2 protein-coding genes and 3 rRNA genes are annotated in these 3,458 nt (G+C 56.9%); 2 read left to right on the top strand and 3 right to left on the bottom strand.

The genetic code is table 11. The features are described 5' to 3' along the window. A 16S ribosomal RNA gene (locus tag GTP69_RS30710) occupies positions 1-116 on the bottom strand; the annotation flags it as partial. 279 nt (positions 117-395) lie between these two features. Between GTP69_RS30710 and GTP69_RS30705 the strand changes: the two genes are divergently transcribed. Then, positions 396-1,760 (top strand): sodium-dependent transporter, encoded by a 1,365-nt coding sequence (locus GTP69_RS30705; RefSeq protein ID WP_161058413.1) that lies wholly within the window; start codon positions 396-398, stop codon positions 1,758-1,760. A gap of 45 nt (positions 1,761-1,805) precedes the next feature. Next, on the top strand, positions 1,806-3,017 hold the full coding sequence (locus GTP69_RS30700; protein WP_161058412.1) for a sensor histidine kinase: 1,212 nt from the start codon (positions 1,806-1,808) through the stop codon (positions 3,015-3,017). Between the two features lie 46 nt (positions 3,018-3,063). On the opposite strand, the gene rrf is transcribed toward GTP69_RS30700, so the two are convergent. Both rrf and GTP69_RS30690 read right to left on the bottom strand, forming a co-directional pair. Then, a 5S ribosomal RNA gene (rrf, locus tag GTP69_RS30695) occupies positions 3,064-3,176 on the bottom strand. A gap of 163 nt (positions 3,177-3,339) precedes the next feature. Then, positions 3,340-3,458: ribosomal RNA gene (locus tag GTP69_RS30690) — 23S ribosomal RNA — on the bottom strand; the annotation flags it as partial.

The raw sequence follows: 3,458 nt of genomic DNA, 5'->3' as shown, positions 1-3,458 counted from the left end.
TATTACTCACCCGTTCGCCACTCGCCACCAGAGCAAGCTCCGTGCTGCCGTTCGACTTGCATGTGTAAGGCATGCCGCCAGCGTTCAATCTGAGCCAGGATCAAACTCTTTAGTTTAATCTCTGTTTTATCCGTTTTACCGGATGGTTCGCTCTTACTCAAAATACTGACAGTATTTCTACTGAATATTTATTGCTTGAGCATTTAATGCTTTTTGTTGCAGCATCAAACGCCCACATTTATCGACTGTAAATTTTTAAAGATCTTTTACTGCTTGCCGCTGAATCGTTGTGTTCAGCAGCGAAGAGATGAGATTATGCTGCACGGCATTCATTCCGTCAACCCTCTTTTTTCAACTGATACAATCGCGTCCTCAAAAAACCTCGGCAAAATGCTATGAATAATAAGATTACAGGCCGCAGCGGCTTCAGCTCCAGCTTCGGCGTACTGGCCGCAACACTAGGCTCCGCAGTAGGTCTCGGTAATATCTGGAAGTTCCCTTCCCTCACCGGCGCCAATGGCGGCGCCGGTTTCCTGCTGATTTATTTGCTGGCTACGTTATTGATCGGCCTGCCTGTAATGATTGCGGAAATCTCCATGGGCCGCGCCGCCAAGGCCAATCCCATCACCACGCTGCAGCGCCTGGCGCCGAAGAACAGCCTGCCCTGGTGGCTGATCGGCGCTTCCGGCGTGCTGGCCGCCTTCCTGATCCTGTCCTTCTATTCGGAAGTGGTGGCGTGGGTGTTTGCCTATGTATTCAAGGCGATCGGCGGCAGCATCCTCAGCAGCGATCGGCATGTGACGGAAAGCGCCTTCGGTGCGCTGATCAGTGATCCGGTGCAATCGCTGCTGTGGCAATGGGGTGTGCTGGTGTTCATCGGCGGCATTCTGCTGATGGGCGTGACCAAAGGCATTGAAGGCATCACCAAGAAACTGATGCCGGTGCTGTTCCTGTTGTTGCTGATACTGTGTGCGGTCAGCCTGACCTTGCCCAAGGTAGCAGAAGGCCTGACCTTCCTGTTCCGTCCGGACTTCAGCAAGATCACCTCGGGTGTGGTGCTGACCGCGATGGGCCTGGCCTTCTTCAAGCTGTCGCTGGGCATGGGGACGATGATGACCTACGGCTCCTACTTCCGCGACGACCAGAACATTCCCGCCACCACGTTCCGCGTGATGATTGCCGACTTGTTCGTCTCCATGCTGGCCGGCATCGCCATCTTCCCGGCGGTGTTCAGTTTCGGCTTTGAGCCGTCGGCCGGACCTTCGCTGGTGTTCATCACCATCCCTGCGGTGTTCTCGCAGATTCCCGGCGGCCAGCTGCTGATGATTGCCTTCTTTGCGCTGGCCTCGGTAGCGGCGACCGGCGCCATGCTGTCGATGATGGAAGTGCCAGTGGTAGTGCTGCACGAGCGCTTTGGCATGAGCCGCACCAAGGCGACCGTGCTGACCATCGCCATCCTGGTGGTGCTGGGCTCCAGCTGCGCGCTGACCAATAGCACGCTGGCCAATTTCAAGCTGTTCGGCATGAATATGTTCGACCTGTTCGACTTCGCCTCGTCCAATGTGCTGCTGCCACTGGGTGGCATTTTGCTAGCCTTGTTTGTCGGCTGGGTGTGGGGCAAGGACAACTTCCTGCAAGCGCTCTCCAATCACGGTGCGCTGGGCAACGGCGCCATCGCCAGCATGGTGTTCTTCCTGCTGCGCTATGTCTCGCCGCTGCTGATCCTGGTGGTGATGCTGAAAGGCCTCGGCTTGTTCTAAAGCCCGTTATATACTGACCGCACCGTGAATCAATCAGGGTGCGCGATGAACCAGAGCGAGGTCCCCGTTGTGCCGATGCCGACGATACTCATCGTCGACGACTCTCCGTCTTACCTGGCCGCGCTGCTGGATCGGCTGGAACGGCACGGCTTCCTGATCGTGCTGGCGCAAACCGCTGCCGAAGGCCTGATGCGCGCCGAGTTTGCCGAGCCGGACCTGATCCTGCTCGATGTGGTCATGCCCGACATCGACGGCTTTGAAACCTGCCGGCGCCTCAAGGCCGGCAAGCGCACCAAGGATGTGCCGGTCATCTTCATGACCGGCCTCACCGATCCCAAACAGAAAGTCACCGGCTTTGACGCCGGCGGCGTCGACTACATCACCAAGCCCTTCCAGATCGAGGAAGTGCTGGCCCGCATCAATACCCACCTGGCGCTGCGCCGTGCCAACCGCGAACTGCAAGACATGATCGCCACGCTGGCGCGGGCGCGCGAAGACCTGGTACGCAACGAGAAGCTGGCCGGCCTGGGCGCGCTGGTGGCCGGCATCGCGCATGAACTGAATACGCCGATCGGCAACAGCCTGATGGCGTCCACCACCTTTGAGATGCAGACCGACGAGATCCATCACCACCTGACCGGCGACGGCGGCGTCACGCGCAAGGAGTTCGAGCATTACATCGAGAATGCGCGGCTGTCGGTCGAGATCCTCAGCCGCAATCTGCAACGCGCGGCCGACATCGTCACCAATTTCAAGCAGGTGGCGGTAGACCAGACCAGCTCGCAGCGGCGCAGCTTCTTGCTGGCGGAAGTCATCGCCAGCAATGTGTTGACGCTGCAACCGACCATCAAGCGCACGCCCTTCGTGATCGAGCAATATATTCCGGCGGAGTTGATGATGGAAAGTTATCCGGGGCCGCTGGGCCAGGTGGTGACCAACCTGATCAACAACGCCATCCTGCACGGCTATGAAGGCCGCAGCGACGGGCTGATTGCGGTGAGCGCGCAGCTGTCGGCGCAAGGCTGGGTGACGTTAAGCGTGGAAGACCACGGCGCGGGCATCGCGCGCGAAGCGTTGCCGCGCATCTTCGATCCCTTCTTTACGACCAAGATGGGCGTCGGCGGCTCAGGACTGGGATTGAATATCGTGCACAACATCGTGACGGAAATCCTGGGAGGCAGGATCGATGTGCGCAGCGAGCTGGGTGGCGGCACGTGCTTTACGCTGACGCTGCCGATGTCGGCGCCGCTGAAATGAAAAAGGCCCGCACAGTAATCTGAGCGGGCCTAATTCGGTATAACTAGCTTGACGATAACCTACTTTCACACTGGTTGCAGCACTATCATCGGCGTAGAGTCGTTTCACGGTCCTGTTCGGGATGGGAAGGGGTGGGACCGACTTACTATGGTCATCAAGCTTTAACTTGTACTGATGTCGCGATTAATTCCGCGCCACCTGAAATCTGGAAGACAGTATTATAAACGATTTATATCGTTTATGCAGTAATTGTTTTAGGTAATGAAGTTGTATATCAACGAACGCTCAACGTACATCTTATTCTATAACCTGCTAAGGTTATAGGGACAAGCCGTACGGGCAATTAGTATCAGTTAGCTTAATGCATTACTGCACTTCCACACCTGACCTATCAACGTCCTGGTCTCGAACGACCCTTCAAAGAGCTCAAGGCTCTGGGAA

This window comes from Duganella levis, assembly GCF_009857605.1.
Lineage (GTDB): Bacteria > Pseudomonadota > Gammaproteobacteria > Burkholderiales > Burkholderiaceae_D > Rugamonas > Rugamonas levis.
Note: the sequence above shows the minus strand (reverse complement) of the source record. Positions and strands in the feature narration are given on the sequence as shown.

Excerpts from the sequence above, each read along its gene's own strand:
- GTP69_RS30700 (WP_161058412.1), top strand. The coding sequence starts at position 1,806 with ATGAACCAGAGCGAGGTCCCCGTTGTGCCGATGCCGACGATACTCATC.
- GTP69_RS30705 (WP_161058413.1), top strand. The coding sequence starts at position 396 with ATGAATAATAAGATTACAGGCCGCAGCGGCTTCAGCTCCAGCTTCGGC.